Genomic DNA, 15542 nt, shown 5'->3' with positions numbered 1-15542 from the left:
CCGTGCGTCGCGCGTCGCTGAATGGCCGAGCCCGGCTCTACGCTGGGGGCATGCTGCTCACCCTCACCAACACGCCCCGCGACTACGCCTGGGGATCGGACTCCCTCCTCGCCGGCCTCGAGGGGCGCTCGCCGTCCGGCGCGCCGGAGGCCGAGGTCTGGTTCGGCGACCACCCCGGCGACCCCGCCGACGTCGCAGGCGGGGGCACTCTCGACCAGGTCACCGGCGGCACGCTCCCTTACCTGCTCAAACTGCTCGCCGCGGGTCGGCCGCTCTCGATCCAGGTGCATCCGACGATCGCGCAGGCGCAGGCAGGCTGGGCCCGCGAGAGTGGACTCGCCGCCGACGACCCGCAGCGCAACTACCGCGATGACAACCACAAGCCTGAGCTGATCGTCGCCCTCAGCGATCGCTTCGAGTCGCTGAGCGGACTGCGGCCGGTCGCCGACACGCTCTCGCTGCTCGAGACCGTGGAGGACACGGACGGCGTGGTGCAGCTGAGGGCGCGACTGGGTGCGGACGGCGACGCGCTGCGAGACGTGATCGGCTGGCTGCTCGGAGGGCAGGCGCAGGCCGAGGTCGACGACGTCATCGCCGCGGTGACAGCGGCAGCGGCACGCCCCGACACGGGCGAATGGGGAGCGACGCTGCGAGCCATCACCGGCGTCGCGGAGAACAACCCGGGCGACCCTGGTGTCGTGGTCGCGCTGCTGATGAACCACGTTGTGCTGCGGCGCGGAGAGGGCGTGTTCCTGCGCGCCGGGCTGCTCCACGCGTACCTCGCAGGACTGGGGGTGGAGATCATGGCGGCGAGCGACAACGTGCTGCGCGGCGGCCTCACCCCCAAGCGCATCGACGTGCCTGAACTGCTCGCGATCCTGGACACCGCGCCGGGAGAGGTGCCGATCCTGCGTCCCGCGAGCGACGGCGCGATCACGCACTACCCGGTACCGGTACCGGACTTCGCCCTGGAACGGATCACGGTCGGCGGCGCGCCCGTCACACGGGAACTCTCCGGGCCGACGATGGTGCTGGCGACCGCTGGGGGTGTGACCGTCACCTCGACCGCAGGCGAGGAGGTCGCCCTCGCGGTGGGAACGGTCGCTTTCGCCGATGCCGACGAGACGGCCCTCACGATCTCGGGTTCCGGAGAGGCATTCCTCGCCGGTCCCGGTCGCTGACCTGCGGTCTGTCGATACGCCTCGCGACACGCCGAGACGTCTCCAAGAACCTTAAAGAGTCGCTTGAGGGTTTACGATCCGCGACTTGACCGGAGCGAATGACACGGGTGTAATTAGTCATGAGCACGGCCCGCCAGGGGGGCGGATTTGAAGGGTTTGGAGGGCGAGATGACGGGATACCGTTCCGATGTGCCAGAGAACTGGTTCGTCGACCCGGTCAACCTCGGCGTTCCCGGAGTCCGGCGACCCGACACCGAGGACGACAGTGCTCTCTCCTGGCAGAGCGACGCGCTCTGCTCTCAGACGGACCCGGAAGCCTTCTTCCCCGAGAAGGGCGGGTCCACGCGGGACGCCAAGCGCATCTGCACGTCCTGCGACGTCCGCGGGGAATGCCTCGAGTACGCGCTCAACAACGATGAGCGCTTCGGCATCTGGGGCGGACTCTCCGAGCGCGAGCGCCGCAAGCTCAAGCGCCGCGCGAGCTGAGCGCACCGAGCCGTACGGCTTCGCGGGCGCGCCGCGCCCACTGCTCCAGCGCGGACCATCGCGCGCATAGGCTGACGACGTCATGCCAGCCCGAGTTCACGCCATCATCGTCGCGCGCCCCGGATCGTCTTCCCGCGCGCAGCTCCTCCGCACTCTCGACGCGATCCGCGCGCAGACCGCGCCCCCCGCGGCGGTGACGCTCGTGATGTGCGGCGATGCGTCATCGGTCCGTGAGAGCGAGACCGTCGCGCAGTCCGTCGAGGGAATCATCGAAGCGCGCGGCACGACGTCGTTCGCCGAAGCGGTCGAGCTCGCCCGCCCGCGTGTGCTCGACGGCACCGCGATCTGGCTGCTCGCCCAGGACACGGCCCCGCACCCGCGTGCCCTGGAGCGTCTGCGGGGCACCCTGGAGCGCTCACCCTCCGCGGCGATCATCGCCCCGAAGCTCGTCGCCACCGACAACGACCGCGAGATCGTCTCCCTCGGCGTCAGCATGACCAAGCTCGGGCGTTCGGTCGAACTCGCCGCAGGCGAACTCGACCAGGGGCAGCACGATCGCAACGACGATGCACTCGGTTCCGATGTGCGCGGCATCCTCATCCGCGGCGAGGTCCGCGAGCACCTGCGGCCGGACCCGGCGCTCGCCGGCGCCGACGAAGGCCTCGACCTCGGCGTGCGCGCTCGTCTGGGCGGTGGCCGCGTCGTGCTCGCCCCGAGCGCGCGCATCTCCGCGGCGCCCGGTGGCCCCGCAGCGCTGCCGACCGGGAGGTCACGGCGCGCCTACGTCACTCGCCTCGCGCAGCTGCACCGGCGGATGGCATACGCGCCCGCGGGCGTCGTCCCGCTGCACTGGCTCACGCTCCTTCCACTCGCCCTCTGGCGTTCGGTGACGCACCTCATCGGCAAACGCCCGGAGGCCGTGCTCCCCGAATGGGGTGCTGCCCTCGCCGAGATGTTCCGCTTCGGCGCAATCGCGCGATCCCGCGCCCGCATCCGCGCCTTCCGCAACTCCAGCTGGGCGAGCATCGCGCCGCTGCGCGTCACCGCATCCGACCTGCGACAGCGGTTGGACGACGGACACGGCAGCGAGGGCGGCGCGGTCAGCGAGCTGCACTTCTTCTCGGGAGGAGGCGCGTGGGCCGTCCTCGGAGCTCTGGTCGTGAGCATCGCCTCGTTCACATCGCTGTTGGCGTGGCCGGCACTGGGCGGGGGAGCGCTGCTCCCGCTCCGGCAGACGGTCGCGGCTCTCTGGAGCGACGCGGCCTGGGGAATCCGCGGCGTCGCCGTCGAACTCGTCGGCCCGGCCGATCCGTTCGCCGCCGTTGTCGCCGTGCTCGGCTCGCTGTGGCCCGCGGGGCCGTCGTTCGCGATGGTGCTCCTGTGGCTGCTGGCCCTCCCGCTCGCGGTTCTGGGCGGATGGTTCGCCGCGACGCGCGTGACCGATCGGAACGGACTGCGGATCTTCGCCGGAGTCGTCTGGGCGCTCGCGCCGACTTTCCTCACGGCTCTCGTCGAGGGGCGTCCGGCCGCCGTACTGGTGCACCTGCTGCTGCCCTGGCTCTTCCACAGCGCGGTCGTCGCGCACCGGTCGTGGGGGGCCGCCGGAAGCGCGTCGCTGCTGCTCGCCGCGGTGGCGGCCTGCGCTCCTTCGCTCGCACCCGCGCTTGCGCTGCTCTGGGTGATCGCGCTCGGCATCGTGCTCGGTACCGCGCAGTTCCGCGGGGCCGGCCGCCTGCTGTGGCTGCCGGTGCCGACGATCGCCCTGTTCGCGCCGCTCGTGTACTGGCAGCTCACGCACGGCACGCCCTTGGCGCTCCTGGGCGATCCCGGGATGATCTGGGCCGGGCCGCAAGCCGCGGCGGACGCGTCGGGAAGACTGGCGCTCGCGACGGGTTTCCCCACCGCCGATCTCGCCGGCTGGCTCGCGTTCGTGCCGGTGGGCATCGCGCCGTGGGTGGGGCTCCTGTGCGCTCCGATCGCCCTGCTCGCCCTGGGCGCTGCGGTGGCCCCGCGATGGCGGGCCGGCATCACGCTGCTCGTGGTCGCGCTCTCGGGTTTCGCGACCGCCTTCCTCGCTGTCGGCATCTCGGTCAGCTTCACGCAGGGAACGCCGGTCGCGATCTGGCCGGGCGCCGGACTCAGCCTGGCGTGGATCGGTCTCGTCGGTGCGGCGCTGGTCACCCTCGACACGGCCATCACGCTCCCGCGCATGCGTGCCGTCGCGGCGACGGTCGCCGCAGTGGCTCTGGCCGTCTGCGCGGTTCCGGCACTCACGGCGCTCCACGGCGGACGCTCCGTGCTCACGGACGGCCCCGTCTCCACCCTTCCCGCGTACGTCGCCGCTCAGGCCGCAGGCGACCGCCCCGTCGCGACCCTCGTGCTCACCCCTCAGAACGACGGCGGGCTCGCGGTGGAGGTGGCGTGGGGCGCCAGCGAGACGCTCGGATCGCAATCGACCATGATCTCGACGGCCGTCGAGCCGCAGGGAGCCGACATCACCGGGCTCGCCGTCGATCTGCTCTCCTCGCGCGACTTCGACGCGCCGGGTGAGCTCGCCGCCGAAGGCATCGGCTACGTGCTGGTCGCGCAGGTCGCCGGGGGAGAGGGCGACCGGGCACGCACGCTCCGCACCGAGGCGATCACCTCGATCGACCAGCGCGCGGGCCTGACGCACGCCGGAGACACCGACCGCGGCGTTCTCTGGCGCTTGGAGACCGCCGCGGCGGAACCCCCGACGCTCACCCCGGCCCAACAGGGGACCGCTCGCCTCGTGGTCACGCTGCAGCTGCTCGCCGTGCTCGCCGCGCTCCTGCTGTCGATCCCCACACGCGCTTCTCGTCGGGCTGCACGCGCGCAGTCGCGCATCGTCGGCCGGGTGCCCGAGGAGCCGCTCGTCCTCCCGCGGCACGCCGAAGACCGCGAGCCGCTCGCCGACCAACCTGTCGGCACGATCGAAGAACCCCAGGATCAGGCGGCGCTGACGGACGAGCCGCTGGCGCCGATCGCGGAGTCGTCAGACGAGGAGTCCCCGGGGACCGACGAAGACCGTTTCGCGCGGCCGACCGCGGAGGAGAACCGATGAGTGGCACACGCACGTTCCGCGTCGTGGCGACCAGCGCCCGCGTCGTCACCGGCGTCGCTGTCGCGGCCGCCTGCGTGCTCGGCGTCGTGACCGCCGTGCATGCGCCCTGGCCGGTCATCGCACACGAGCCCGCGCAGGTGGAGGTCACCCCCCTTCCCGGCGACAGCATCCTCGTCTGCAACGGTGACCTGCGTGCGCTCGGACGCGACTCGTCCGCCCCGCTCGACATGCAGTCGGCGGCTTCGCCGAACCGGACCATCGGGGGAGTATCCGGAGACCCCTCCTCGCAGGGACTGGCGGCACCGGACCTCGAGGGTGCCGGTCAGGTGCCGGTGCTCACCGGCGCGGTCGACGGACGCTCGGCCCCGCTGATCGCCGGAGCGGAGTCCGTCACGGTCGCCGCGGATGACCTCGCGGGCTTCGCGGCGCTTCCCTGTGGTGCGCCTCGCCTGGAGTCCTGGCTCGTCGGCGGCAGCATCGACACCGGAACCGAGGATCTGGTGATCCTCACCAACGCCGCGCACGTGCCGTCGACCGTGACGCTGTCGGTCTACGGCACCACCCGGAGCACGCGAACCGTCGTCGTCCCGAGCCAGACCCAGATCGCGCTCCCTCTCACGTCGGTCGCCAGCGGTCATGACGCCCCTGTCGTCAAGGTGAATGCGGTCGGCGCGCCGGTCCGCGCATCGCTCCAGTCCTCTCTCGTGCGGGTGCTCGATCCCGCGGGCATCGACCTGCAGGACAGCATCGCGGGTCCGCAGCAGAACTCCGTCCTCACCGGGGTGCAGGCGTTCGCCCCCTCCGGTGGCGATGCCGAGATGACCGTGCTGCGACTGCTCTCACCGGGAGCCGACGCCACCGCCAAGGTGCGCGTGTACGCGGAAGGCGAGACCGCGACCGCCGACGAGTTCACGGTTCCGCTCACCGCCGCGCTGCCCACTCAGGTGTCGCTGACCGGCCTGGCCCCCGGCCAGTACACGGTCGAGGTCGAGGCGGACGCCCCGGTCGTCGCCGCAGCGCGACAGCAGGACGGTTTCGGACTCGACTCCGACTTCGCGTGGGTGACGCCCGCGCCGGAGATCGCCACCGAGGCGTTGTTCGCCGTACCGGCGGGACCGGATGCACGGTTGCAGGTGGCGAACACCTCGAACGCGGAGGCGACCGTGACCATCGAAGCGGTCGACGGGCGACAGCCGCAGGAGCTCGTGATCGCGGCGGGGGAGACCCGCAGCATCGCGGTCGAGGCCAGGGCGACCTATCGGTTGAGCACGACGGCTCCCGTGCACGCGGCGGTGACGATGACCTCACCCGGAGCGCTCGCCGTGATGCCGGTGCAGGCCAGTGCCGCAACGGAGAAGGCCATCACGGTCTATCCCTGACGGGCGGCGAGCAGGTCGCTCGGTTCAGTGGTCGTGCCCGAGGTCCCAGGGCTCGCGGCCCACGTATTCGGCGGCGGCTCGGAAGACCGCGCTCTCGATCGCCATCTTCCGGTGCGCGGCGTCGTCGTGGCCCGGGGGCAGGAGGCGCTCGATCGGGAGGCGGAACAGCACGATGCGCTGGTTCTCCCGGTCCAGGTACCAGCGCGGAACGTCGTCGGTCGCGTCGAAGCCCGGGATCGCACCGATCTCGAACCTCACGTCCTGCAGCTCCGGCCAGGTGCCGCGGAGGAACTCCACCGCGGTGCCCACGGTCAGGTCGAATCTGTCGAGTCGCCCGTCGAGGGGGGCGAGCGGCGGGCGCACGACCTCGCTGCGACCGAGCCGACCGTGTCGTCCGTGCCGGGCCCCGCGCCGAGGAGCGGCGGAGGCATGAGCGGCACGGCGACGAGGCATGACGAAAGTCTAGGCGGTGCCCGTGTCTGCGGCGCGGCATCCGAGCCGCCGGCCATCGCCGGTCGTACGCTGGCGGGGATGGACGGAAGACTCTGCTCGAAGGTCGGCTGCGCGCGAGAAGCCGTCGCCACGCTCACCTACGACTACGGCGACCAGATGGCTGCCCTCGGTCCGCTCGGTGCGGCCAACGACCCCCAGGCACACGATCTGTGCTCACCGCATGCGGATCGACTCTCGGTTCCTGCGGGCTGGCTCGTCGTCCGCCACGAGGCTCTGCGCGCCTGATCGGCTTTGCTCGACACGCGGTGCCTCTCGCGTGTCGATATCTCGGTGTCTGTATACGCTGACCGCAGGCGTGCCAGGGCGGCGCGGCCGGAAAGGCACTCGTGATCGTCTGGCGTCGCTGGATCTTCCCCCTGCTTCTCGTCCTGATCTTCGGTGCGTGCGCCGCTGCGCTCGTGAAGATCGCCTTCTTCCCCGACCGTGCGGAGAGCATGGTGATGCCGGAGGCCGGGGTCACCGATCCGGTGGTCGCGGTGGAGCGCGGATCGATCGTGAACGCACTGTCGCTGAGCGGGAACGTCGCGCGTGACGACAGCTACGCCGTGCGCAGCGAACTCAACGGCACCGTCATCGCCGTGCACGTGGGCGAGGGGGCGGCCGTGGCCGCGGGACAGAAGCTGTTCACGGTGCGCCAGGAGGAGCCGCGCAAGGACATCGACGTCGTGGCGCCCGAAGCCGGCGACGTGTCCGAGCTCGCCCTCGTCAAGGGGCAGCCGACCACCGTCGGCACCGAGACCTACAAGTTGACGCCCGCGCGGTATCACCTGCTCGCCACAGTCGATCCGGTGCAGCTCTATCGGCTGGTGAACGCGCCGACCGAGGCGACCGTGACCATCTCCGGGGGGCCGGCGCCGTTCGCCTGCACCGGCGTGGGCGTGCAGGTCAGCACCGAAGGCACGGCGAGCGTGCGCTGCGCGATCCCGGCCGACCAGACCGTGTTCGCCGGACTCCCCGCCACCATGGACCTCGCCCTCGGTCAGGTCGACGACGCGCTCGTGATCCCGGTCACCGCCGTCAAGGGCGGCGCGGGTACCGGCAACGTGTGGGTCGACGCCGGTGACGGCTCCGACCCGGAGGAGCGCGCCGTGACGCTCGGCGTCAACGACGGTGTGATGGTCGAGGTCGTCGACGGTCTCGCCGAGGGCGAGAGCATCCGTCAATTCGTCCCCGGATTCGTCGCCCCCGTCGAGGAGTTCTGCTACGAGGTGTCGCCGGGCGTGGAGCAGTGTGACAGCGGGATGAGCTGGTGAGCCTCGTCGCTCTCGAGGATGTCTCCAAGAGCGTCCTCCTGGCCGACGACTCCCGGCTCGAGATCCTCCGCGGCATCACCCTCGAGGTGGGAGCCGGTGATCATGTCTCGATCGTCGGCCGATCCGGGTCGGGCAAGTCGACTCTGCTCAACATCCTCGGGATGCTGGACGCACCGACATCGGGAACGGTCTCGTTCGAAGGGCGCGAGGTGCGGCGGATGCGGTCCGGGCGGCTGGACCGGCTGCGGGGCGACAACGTCGGCTTCGTCTTCCAGCAGTTCAACCTCCTGCCCGGTCGCACGGCGATCGACAACGTGATGATGCCGCTCGGTCACGCCAGGGGCCGGATGTTCTGGAACCGTCGTCAGATCGCGGCGGACATGCTGGAGCGCGTCGGCCTCGGTCACCGCGTGGACCAGATCGCCGACAAGCTCTCGGGCGGCGAGCAGCAGCGGGTGGCGATCGCCCGCGCCCTCGTGCGCAAGCCCGTGCTGATCCTCGCGGACGAGCCGACCGGTGCCCTCGACATCGACACGGGGGCCTCCGTCATGTCGCTCCTCGACGAAGTGGCGACCGAGACGGAGGCCGCCCTGGTCACGATCACGCACGACCTGCACGTCGCGGCTCGCGCGCGCCGACACTACCGCCTGGATGCCGGACGCCTCGAGGCCGCGGACCTCAGCCGCGCGTTCGAGGCGTCGACCCTCGCGGCCTCGGTCCCGTCGTCGCTTGTCCCATCGTCACCCGCAGGTCCCACACCGACGGAGGTCATCCCGTGACGGGGTTCCTCGGCGCGCTCTCCGACGCGTGGGCGGAGATCCGGGTGCACAAGCTGCGTGTGCTGCTCAGCCTGATCGGCATCGCCGTCTCGGTCGGTGCGCTGACCGCGGTGGTCGCGATCTCCGAGTATCAGCGTCAGTACCAGGCCGAGCAGTCCGACCGCTGGGGTGGACGTGCAGCCACTGTCGTCGTGTCCGTCAGCAGCGACGACGGCACGCCGGTCGACGCCGACGAGTTCGACGAACGGTTCGGCCGCGTGTCGGAGCGCTTCGGCTTCAGCCACACGGCGCGCATCGCCCAGGGGCTGATGCTGGACGTGCAGCTCCCGGAGGGGATCACGCCGCTGTCGGCACGACTGATGGACCCCGCCTACGCGGAGATCCACCGCGCGCAGCTGCTCGAGGGACGTTGGTTCGTGGATACCGACGGGGAGGCGATGGCGCCACCGGCGGTGATTAGTGAAGCGCTCTGGGAGCGCACCGGTCGTGTGCCCCTGCAGCAGCATCCGACGCTCACGCTCAGCGGTCCCGCCGGGGGCACCTACCAGGTGATCGGCATCACGCCGCGACAGGGGATGGGCGACGAGGAACTGCGCGTCGACCTGCTCTACGACGCCTACCGTTCTCGCGTCGATGCCCTGCCGCAGGACGCCTGGACGCAGTACGAGATCTGGATGGGCACCGGGCAGGTCGACCAGATCGCTCCGGTGCTGGCGATGGACCTGCGCGCCGGGCTGCCGGAGGGGCAGACGGTGTCGGTGAGTCGCTCGGACTGGGCCGCGCAGCCGGGGGCGCTGGACGCGCAGGCCACGTTCGAGATGATCACGGGCGGTATCGCTGCGATGATCCTCGCTCTCGGCGCGCTCAGTCTGATCAACATCCAGCTCGTCGCGATGCGCCAGCGGGTCCGCGAGATCGGCGTCCGACGCGCGTTCGGTGCGAGTTCCGGTCGGGTGTTCTTCTCCGTGTTCCTGGAGAGTCTGGTCGCCACCACCGTCGCGGGCGTCATCGGCATCGCGATCGTCGTGGCCGTGCTGCGGTCCGAGTGGGTCGTCACCTCGTTGTTCTACGGGATCCAGGACATCCCGCCGTTCCCGATGCGGGCCGCACTCGTCGGACTCGTCGCCTCGGTGATCGTCGGGGCCGTGTCCGGCTTCATCCCGGCTCTCGTCGCGCTGCGGGTGAAGGTGATCGACGCGATCCGCTTCTGACATGCCCACAGGCCGCGACAGGGTGGAACAATGTGGGCATGTCTGAGCTCGAGTACCGCGTCGCCGACCTGTCTCTCGCCGAAGCCGGCCGTCACCAGCTGCGGCTCGCGGAGAACGAGATGCCGGGGCTCATGGCGCTGCGGGCGGAGTTCGGCCCCGCTCAGCCGCTCAGGGGTGCGAGGATCGCGGGTTCGCTGCACATGACCGTGCAGACCGCGGTGCTGATCGAGACGCTCGTCGCGCTCGGCGCACAGGTGCGGTGGGCCAGCTGCAACATCTTCTCCACGCAAGACGAGGCCGCCGCTGCGGTCGTCGTTGGCCCCACCGGCACGGTCGATGCCCCCGCAGGTGTCCCCGTGTTCGCGTGGAAGGGCGAGACGCTCGACGAGTACTGGGCGTGCACCGACCGCATCTTCGACTGGTCGTCGTCGGGTTTCGACGGGCCGAACCTCATCCTCGACGACGGCGGCGATGCGACGCTGCTCGTGCACAAGGGGGTGGAGTTCGAGAGGGCCGGGGCCGTCCCCGCCGCGACCGCGGAGGATGCGCACGAGTACACGATCATCCTCAAGCTGCTGCGTTCCTCACTCGCCGCAGCGCCCGATCGCTGGACGAAGGTCGCCGCGGGTCTGATCGGCGTCACAGAGGAGACCACGACGGGCGTGCATCGCCTCTACGAGCTCGCCGCCGCGGGAGAACTGCTCTTCCCCGCGATCAACGTGAACGACTCCGTCACCAAGAGCAAGTTCGACAACAAGTACGGCATCCGCCACTCGCTTCCCGACGGCCTCAACCGCGCCACCGACGTGCTGATCGGCGGCAAGGTCGCCTTCGTCTGCGGCTACGGCGATGTCGGCAAGGGGGCGGCGGAGGCGCTGCGTGGTCAGGGCGCGCGGGTGATCGTGAGCGAGGTCGACCCGATCTGCGCGCTGCAGGCCGCGATGGACGGGTTCCAGGTGGCGCGCCTGCTCGACGTCGCGGGCGAGGTCGACATCGTCGTGACCGGAACGGGCAATCGCGATGTGGTCACGACCGAGCACCTGCTGGCACTGAAGCACCTCGCGATCGTCGCGAACGTGGGCCACTTCGACAACGAGATCGACATGGCCGGCCTCGAGGCACTGGACGGTGCGGAGAAGGTCGAGATCAAGCCCCAGGTGCACGAGTGGCGGCTGCCGAGCGGACGCAGCGTCCTGGTGCTCAGCGAGGGGCGCCTGATGAACCTCGGCAACGCCACGGGTCACCCTTCGTTCGTGATGAGCGCGTCGTTCACCAATCAGGTGCTAGCGCAGCTCGAACTGTTCACGAACATCGAGGCATACCCGACGGGGGTGCACGTGCTCCCCAAAGTGCTGGACGAGAAAGTCGCGCGTCTCCACCTCGACGCATTGGGCGTGCAGCTCACGACGCTCAGCGACGCGCAGGCGAGTTACATCGGCGTTCCGGTCGACGGGCCGTACAAGCTCGACCACTACCGCTACTGACCCGCGCGCCCGTCGGGGCCGAGTCAGAGACCGAGTCGCCGACCGGTGAGTCGTTCGGCCCGACGGTCGGCGCTCTCCAGCGCCCGGCGCTCGCGCTCCCGGCGGAGCACCGAGATGCCGACCAGCACCTGCTCCGCGGGCACTGGAGGCAGCGGGGAGACGAACGGCGAAGCCTCCGTCAGCAGGTCGTGGGCGACGCGCGCCCGTGCGGCCGGCACCATCAGCGGCGCGGTCTGCAGGAACTGCGCGATGCGGCGCGCGAGTCGGTCGGGCAGGCGCGCCACATCGGCGATCTGCGCCCACCCCGCGAGCGCCGGAGGGAGCATCGGCTCATGCGACACGAGCGCAGGGGTGCGCACACGCTGACTGTAGGTGCCCGCGACCAGGTCTCCGAGCCGCTGCGACCGTGCGTTGAACGCGCCGACGAGCACGGCGAGTCCGCCGAAGGTCATGTAGATCTCGAGCACACCCAAGAGCGCGCGGATGAATGCATGTCGGAACCCGGTCGCACCGCCGTCCACGCGCACGATCCGCCCTCCGACGGCGAGCTTGCCGAGACTGCGCCCCTTCAGCGCGACCTCCACGGCGATCGGCAGCACGACGAAGCTGACCACGAGCGAGGCGACCAGGAGGATGCGGCTGGTCGCGTCGTTGAGCACGCCTGCACCCGTGAGCCAGAGCGAGAGGAACAACCAGAGGAGGAAGACCGCGTATCCGAGCAGCATGTCGATCGCGGCGCCGAGTGCCCGGAGCAGGAAGCCGACCGGCTGCACATCGAGCGCGACGGCTTCTCCGGAGAGCACCTCGTCGGAGACGTCGATCGGGACGGACATGAGTACAGTAAATCAGGTGGATGCCGATGCGCTGACTGATGCACGCCGCGCCGAATGGGAGCGGTTGGACCAGCTCAGCCGCGCCCGGCTCGACGGCGACGGCGTGGACGAGCTGATCGTCCGCTACCGTGCCGCATCGGCCGACCTCGCCGATCTGAAGACCTCTGTCGGCGACTCTCCGCAGGGTGCGTATCTGTCCACGATCCTGGTCCGTGCGCGGCTCCGTCTCACCGGCGCCTCCGACAGCATCCTCACCCAGATCGGGCGGTTCTTCCGCCTGCAGCTCCCGGCTGCGCTCTACCGTCTGCGCTGGACGACTCTGGTGATCGCGGTCTCGTTCATCGCCGTAGCGGTCGGCACGGCCGCCTGGATCGCGAGTGACCCGGCGCTCGTGGCGACGCTCGGCTCACCGGCCGCGCTCCAGCAGTATGCGGACGAGAGCTTCACGGGGTACTACACCGAGAACTCGGCCGCCGACTTCATGGGCATGGTGTGGACCAACAACGCCTGGATCGCCATGCAGTGCGTGCTGTTCGGCGTCACCGGCATCTGGCCGGTCTACATGCTCGTGCAGAACGCGATGGGACTCGGCACGGCCGGTGCCGTCATGGCGGCGCACGACAAGGCCGACGTCATGGTGCTCTACATCCTCCCGCACGGCATGCTCGAGATGACGTGCATCTTCGTCGCTGCGGCCGCCGGCCTGCACGTCTTCTGGGCGTGGGTCGCGCCAGGGCACCGCTCGCGTGGCGAGGCGCTGGCGGAAGAGGGCAGAGCTTTGGCGACGGTCGCGATCGGGCTCGTGTTCGCGCTGTTCCTCGCCGGACTGGTCGAGGGCTTCGTGACCGGCTGGGCGTTGCCCTGGCCGGTGAAGATCGGCATCGGCGCCGCCGCGCTGGCGGTGTTCCTGATCTACATGCTCGTGGTCGGCGGGCGCGCACGCCGCCAAGGCGAGACCGGTGACCTCGTGGAGTACGAGGCCGGCACGCCGCGACTCGTCGCCGGCTGACGGACGTGCGCGTGATCGCTCGCTGACCGGACCCGCGGGGCGGGCTCAGAGCCGACCGGCGGCCTTCAGCTCGAGGTAGCGGTCGGCGATGCGAGGGGGAAGCGCTTCCGGGTCGGCGGCGATCGCCTCGCCACCTGCGCGGCGGATCGCATCGGCGACGGTCTCCGCATCGCGCAGGGTCCGCTCGGCCGCCGCCGCGAGGTACACCTCTTCCCGCGAGCCGCGCCGTCGTGCGAGTGCGGTGATCCCGTCGTCGGTGACGGAACCGACCAGCACGGTGGTCGCACGGGAGGCGTTCGGGAAGGCGCCGAGGAATCCGCGAGCGGACTCGGCGGCGTCCTGCGCGGTCAGCGCGACGATCAGCGAGGGCCGCGTGGTGAGCGTGCGCACGGCCGCGAACGCCCCGCTCCAATCCGTGTCGACCAGCCGCCCGTGCACCGGAGCCATGGCATCCGTCAGCGCGGGCAGCAGCGCGGCACCATCCACTCCGGTGACGCGGCCACGCACCACGCGGTCGTACATCAGGAGGTGCACGTGATCGCCGGCGCGCGAGGCGAGAGCGGCGAGCAGGAGTGCTGCTTCGAGGGAGGCGTCGACGCGCGTGCCGTCGCCGACCCGCGCCGCTGACGTGCGTCCGGTGTCGATGATGATGACCACGTGACGGTCGCGCTCCGGCCGCCACGTCCGCAGCATCGTCGTGCCGGCGCGCGCCGTCGCGCGCCAGTCGATCGAGCGCACGTCGTCGCCGCGGACGTACTCGCGGAGCGAATCGAATTCGGTGCCCTGGCCGCGCACCTGGATGCTGGTGTTTCCGTCCAGCTCGCGCAGCCGAGCCAGGCGCGACGGGAGGTGCTTGCGGGACGAGAACGCGGGGAGCACGCGGATCGCTCCACGGACGGAATGGCGTGCCTGTCTGCCGGCGATGCCGAGCGGGCCGCGTGAGCGGATCATCACGAACTCGCTCACCAGCTCCCCGCGACGGCGGGGGAGGAGTGGAATGGACACGCGGCCGCGCTCGCCGGGGGAGACTTCGAGTTCCCGCCGCTCCGCGGGGGCGCCCGCGGTGGGCTGCCACGCGTCGCGGAGCACGGCGCGCAACGTCCTGCCGCCGTGGTTGTGCACGGCGACGCTCACCGGCACCTGCTCGCCCAGGCGTGCTCGCGTCGGCACCCTGCGGCTCACCGTCACCGTGCGGGGACTGGCGGCGAGAGCGATGTCGACAGCCACCAGCAGCAGGCACAGCCCGATCCACGCGCCGAGCACCGGGTACGCCGGATAGCCCGCGAGCCCGGCGAGCACGAGCGGGATGACGCCGAGGGCGAGGGCGACGGCGAGGCGACCGGTGACGAACACCTAGATCGGCACCCTGGTCTGCTGCACGACCGAGGTGAGCACGGCATCGGCCGAGACGCCCTCCATCTGCGCGTCCGGACGGAGCTGGAGGCGGTGACGCCACACGGGCACCAGCATCGTCTGCACGTGGTCGGGCGTGACCGCCGTCGACGCGTTGAGCCACGCCCAGGCCTTCGCCGCGGCGAGCAGACCGGTCGAGGCGCGCGGGCTCGCACCGAGTTCGACCGAGGGGGATTGGCGGGTCGCGCGCGCGAGGTCGACGACGTACCCGAGCACGTCGTCGGTCACCTTGACCGCGGCCGCCGCCTGCTGGGCCGCGCGGATCTCGTCCACGGTGACCACGGCCTCGACGCCCGTCAGCTCGCGCGGCGAGAAACCCTCGGCGTGGCGACGCAGCACTGACACTTCGGCATCGCGCTCGGGCATCCCGACGACGAGCTTCATGAGGAAGCGGTCGAGCTGCGCCTCGGGCAGCGAATACGTGCCCTCGTGCTCGATCGGGTTCTGGGTCGCAGCGACGAGGAAGGGGTCGGGGAGCGGACGGCTCACCCCGTCGGCGGAGACCTGGCGCTCCTCCATCGCCTCGAGCAGTGCCGCCTGCGTCTTCGGAGGTGTGCGGTTGATCTCGTCCGCGAGGAGGATGTTCGTGAACACCGGGCCCGCGCGGAAGTCGAATTCGCCCGTGCGTGCGTCGTACACGAGCGACCCGGTGACATCGCCGGGCATCAGGTCCGGTGTGAACTGCACGCGCTTCGTGTCGAGGCCGAGTGCTCGGGCGAACGAGCGGACCACCAGGGTCTTCGCGACCCCGGGCACGCCTTCCAGCAGTACATGCCCCCGCGCGAGCAGCGCCACCAGGAGTCCGGTGACGGTGCCGGCCTGGCCGACGACCGCCTTGTCGACCTCGGTGCGCACGCGGTGCATGGCCTGACGAAGCGCCGCGTCGTCGGTGGGATGGTTCTCAACGGTCACGTGATTC

General features: G+C 70.9%; 14 protein-coding genes. 10 read left to right on the top strand and 4 right to left on the bottom strand.

Translation table 11 applies throughout. From position 1 onward, the window contains the following. Positions 1-50 precede the first annotated feature (50 nt). From manA to WFM69_RS14510, 4 genes are all read left to right on the top strand, one after another. Entirely contained in the window at positions 51-1181 is a 1131-nt protein-coding gene (manA, locus tag WFM69_RS14525; protein WP_337005863.1) for a mannose-6-phosphate isomerase, class I, read from the top strand. 168 nt (positions 1182-1349) lie between these two features. After that, entirely contained in the window at positions 1350-1667 is a 318-nt protein-coding gene (locus WFM69_RS14520; protein WP_337005861.1) for a WhiB family transcriptional regulator, read from the top strand. An 82-nt stretch (positions 1668-1749) separates the two neighbouring features. Then, positions 1750-4749, top strand: coding sequence for a glycosyltransferase (locus tag WFM69_RS14515; RefSeq protein ID WP_337005859.1), 3000 nt, complete (start codon positions 1750-1752; stop codon positions 4747-4749). After that, positions 4746-6128 (top strand): DUF5719 family protein, encoded by a 1383-nt coding sequence (locus WFM69_RS14510; protein ID WP_337005857.1) that lies wholly within the window; start codon positions 4746-4748, stop codon positions 6126-6128. The genes WFM69_RS14515 and WFM69_RS14510 overlap by 4 nt, the downstream gene beginning before the upstream one ends. A 24-nt stretch (positions 6129-6152) precedes the next feature. Here WFM69_RS14510 and WFM69_RS14505 read toward each other — a convergent pair whose 3' ends face one another. Next, positions 6153-6581, bottom strand: coding sequence for a hypothetical protein (locus WFM69_RS14505; protein ID WP_337005855.1), 429 nt, complete (start codon positions 6579-6581; stop codon positions 6153-6155). 78 nt (positions 6582-6659) lie between these two features. Here WFM69_RS14505 and WFM69_RS14500 point away from each other — a divergent pair, with 78 nt between their 5' ends. From WFM69_RS14500 to ahcY, 5 genes are all read left to right on the top strand, one after another. Then, positions 6660-6866 (top strand): DUF3499 family protein, encoded by a 207-nt coding sequence (locus tag WFM69_RS14500; protein WP_021199833.1) that lies wholly within the window; start codon positions 6660-6662, stop codon positions 6864-6866. A 101-nt stretch (positions 6867-6967) separates the two neighbouring features. Further along, a complete protein-coding gene (locus tag WFM69_RS14495; RefSeq protein WP_337005853.1) occupies positions 6968-7894 on the top strand; it encodes an efflux RND transporter periplasmic adaptor subunit in 927 nt (308 codons plus the stop codon). Then, a complete protein-coding gene (locus tag WFM69_RS14490; RefSeq protein ID WP_337005851.1) occupies positions 7891-8673 on the top strand; it encodes an ABC transporter ATP-binding protein in 783 nt (260 codons plus the stop codon). The genes WFM69_RS14495 and WFM69_RS14490 overlap by 4 nt, the downstream gene beginning before the upstream one ends. Continuing rightward, entirely contained in the window at positions 8670-9884 is a 1215-nt protein-coding gene (locus tag WFM69_RS14485; RefSeq protein ID WP_337005849.1) for an ABC transporter permease, read from the top strand. Before WFM69_RS14490 ends, WFM69_RS14485 begins: the two co-directional genes overlap by 4 nt. A gap of 38 nt (positions 9885-9922) precedes the next feature. Next, entirely contained in the window at positions 9923-11368 is a 1446-nt protein-coding gene (ahcY, locus tag WFM69_RS14480) for an adenosylhomocysteinase (RefSeq protein ID WP_337005847.1), read from the top strand. Between the two features lie 23 nt (positions 11369-11391). Here ahcY and WFM69_RS14475 read toward each other — a convergent pair whose 3' ends face one another. Beyond that, positions 11392-12201: an RDD family protein gene (locus WFM69_RS14475; protein ID WP_337005845.1), complete on the bottom strand. Its 810-nt coding sequence runs from the start codon at positions 12199-12201 to the stop codon at positions 11392-11394. A 16-nt stretch (positions 12202-12217) separates the two neighbouring features. Between WFM69_RS14475 and WFM69_RS14470 the strand changes: the two genes are divergently transcribed. Continuing rightward, positions 12218-13210: a stage II sporulation protein M gene (locus WFM69_RS14470; RefSeq protein ID WP_337006047.1), complete on the top strand. Its 993-nt coding sequence runs from the start codon at positions 12218-12220 to the stop codon at positions 13208-13210. Between the two features lie 45 nt (positions 13211-13255). Here the strand turns inward: WFM69_RS14470 and WFM69_RS14465 are convergent, their stop codons facing one another. Both WFM69_RS14465 and WFM69_RS14460 read right to left on the bottom strand, forming a co-directional pair. Continuing rightward, on the bottom strand, positions 13256-14563 hold the full coding sequence (locus WFM69_RS14465; RefSeq protein ID WP_337005843.1) for a DUF58 domain-containing protein: 1308 nt from the start codon (positions 14561-14563) through the stop codon (positions 13256-13258). Then, positions 14564-15487 (bottom strand): AAA family ATPase, encoded by a 924-nt coding sequence (locus WFM69_RS14460; protein WP_337006045.1) that lies wholly within the window; start codon positions 15485-15487, stop codon positions 14564-14566. Positions 15488-15542 lie beyond the last annotated feature (55 nt).

The sequence above is a fragment of the Microbacterium sp. LB12 genome (genome assembly GCF_037150835.1).
Taxonomy (GTDB): domain Bacteria; phylum Actinomycetota; class Actinomycetes; order Actinomycetales; family Microbacteriaceae; genus Microbacterium.
This window is presented reverse-complemented; position numbering and strand designations above follow the sequence as displayed.